2 protein-coding genes and 1 pseudogene are annotated in these 2199 nt (G+C 74.7%); all 3 read left to right on the plus strand.

Translation table 11 applies throughout. The annotated features are described in order from the left end of the window. Positions 1 to 746, plus strand: a 746-nt coding sequence (locus AC2W7J_RS17640; RefSeq protein WP_485984011.1) for an ABC transporter transmembrane domain-containing protein, incomplete at its 5' end; no start/stop codon positions are given. A gap of 11 nt (positions 747 to 757) precedes the next feature. Beyond that, a complete protein-coding gene (locus AC2W7J_RS17645; RefSeq protein ID WP_485984013.1) occupies positions 758 to 1612 on the plus strand; it encodes an ATP-binding cassette domain-containing protein in 855 nt (284 codons plus the stop codon). Next, a pseudogene (locus AC2W7J_RS17650) lies at positions 1609 to 2199 on the plus strand (thiol reductant ABC exporter subunit CydC); the annotation flags it as partial. The gene AC2W7J_RS17645 and the pseudogene AC2W7J_RS17650, both read left to right, overlap by 4 nt.

Consider the following 2199-nt stretch of genomic DNA (forward strand, 5'->3'; position numbering starts at 1 on the left):
GGCGACCCGCCGGCCGGTCGCCGCCCCTGGCAGCCATCGGCATCGCGCAGGGCATCGCGACGATCGCGACGGCCTTCGCCCTCGCGTCCCTCGTCGTCGCGGTCGTGCGTGGGTCTGACCTGCTCGCACCGCTGGCGTGGACGGGTGGGCTCTTCGCCGCCCGCGCCCTGCTCGGGGCCCTGTCGGAGACCGTCGCGGCGCGGGCCGGCGCCGCGGTGGCGACCGGACTGCGGGAGCAGCTGCTCGCGGCCTGGGCTGCGCGTGGTGAGCGTGGACTCCCTTCGCGCACAGGGGCGTTGACGCTCGCGGTGCAGGGCACGAGCACCGTCGAGCCCTATGTCGCGAGGTACCTGCCCGCCCTCGTCGGTGCCGCCGTCGTGCCGGCCCTCGCCATCGCCTGCCTCGTCGTCGTCGACTGGCCGAGCGCGGCGATCGTCGTCGGCACGGTGTGGCTGCTGCCGCTCTTCGCGGCGCTCATCGGTGCGACGACGCAGGCCGACACGGAGCGCCGGTGGGGTGCGCTCGCCGACCTGTCGGGGCACTTCCTCGACGTCGTGCGCGGGCTGCCGACGCTCGTCGCCTACGGGCGCGCCGAGCGGCAGACCGCGACGATCGCCGAGGTGAGCCAGCGGCACCGGCGGGCGACGATGCGCACGCTGCGGCTGGCCTTCATGTCCGCCGCGGCGCTCGAGCTGCTCGCGACGATCTCGGTGGCGATCGTCGCGTCGTCGTCGGCCTGCGCCTGACGCACGGGTCGATGGACCTGCTCGTCGGGCTCACCGCGATCCTCCTCGCGCCCGAGGCCTATTGGCCGATCCGGCGGGTCGGCACCGAGTTCCACGCCGCCGCCGACGGCGCCGCCGCCCTCGACGAGATCCTCGCCGAGCTGGCGCCCTCTGACCCCACAACTTCGCAAAACCCTAGGGTTTTGCAGAGTTCGAGCCCCACAACTTCGCAGGACCCTAGGGTTTTGCAGAGTTCGGGCGGCGGGTCTGCGACGGGCGAGGTCGTCTCGGTCACGGGCGTCGACTACACCCACCCCGGGGCGAAGGGGGCGACCCTCACCGGTGTCGACCTCGTCGCCGGTCGCGGCCTCACCGTCGTCACCGGGCCCTCTGGGTGCGGCAAGACGACGCTGCTCGAGGTCATCGCCGGCACCCGCACCGCCGACCGCGGCGAGGTCGTCGCCGGACCGGTGCACATGGTGACGCAGCGCCCCTTCCTCGGCGCGGGCACGCTGCGCGACAACCTGACCATCGGTGGCCCGCAGGAGTCCGCGGACCTGTGGCGGGTGCTGCGCGAGGTCGGCCTGGACGGCGTCGTCGCCGGGCTGCCCGACGGGCTCGAGACCCGGATCGGCGATGACGGCTTTGGGCTGTCGGCCGGGCAGCGCGCCCGACTCGTGCTCGCCCGCGCGATCCTCTCCCCCGCACCCGTGCTGCTGCTCGACGAGGTCACCGCGCACGTCGACGCCGACTCCGTCGCCACCCTCGGCGAGGTCATCGCCCGGCTCGCGAAGGAGCGCACGGTCATCGCCGTGACCCACCAGCCCGACCTCGTCGCCCGCGCCGACGAGCACGTCGCCCTGCGCCAGCCGGAGGTGGCCCGATGACCCGATGCACTCCTCCTTCGCCATCGGTCGCGGACACCCGTCGACCCGCTGCCGGCCGCCTGCTGCACCTGAGCCGCGGGCTCGTCGTCGCCGGGCTGCTCGGTGGGGTCGCCACCGCCGCCGGCATCGCCCTGACGACGACGTCCGGGTGGCTCATCGTCCGCGCCGACCAGCGGCCGCAGATCATGCTGCTGCTCACGGCGATCGTCGCGGTCCGCACCTTCGGCCTGGCGCGGCCGGTCTTCCGCTACTGGGAGCGGCTGCGCAGCCACGACACCGCGCTCGCCGATCTCGCCGACGCGCGGACGAGCACCTATGCCGCGCTCATCCCGCTCACGCCCGCGCGACTGGGCCGGCGCGGTCGGGCCGAGGTGCTCACCGGCGTCGTCGACGACTTGACCGACGTCGTCGAGGCCTCGGTGCGGGTCACCGTACCGGCCCTGTCGGCCCTGCTCGCCGGGGTTCTCGCCGCCGCCCTCACCGCCCTCGTCGACCCGTGGGTCGGGCTCGTGCTCGCCGCGATGCTCCTCGCCGTCGCCGGGGTGGCCGTGGTCGCCGACCGGCTCGAGTCGCGCTCCCAGACGCAG

The sequence above is a fragment of the Janibacter sp. CFPM2_SD2 genome, from assembly GCF_057364645.1.

Coding starts and splice junctions, on each gene's coding strand:
- AC2W7J_RS17645 (WP_485984013.1), top strand. CDS start 758: ATGGACCTGCTCGTCGGGCTCACCGCGATCCTCCTCGCGCCCGAGGCC.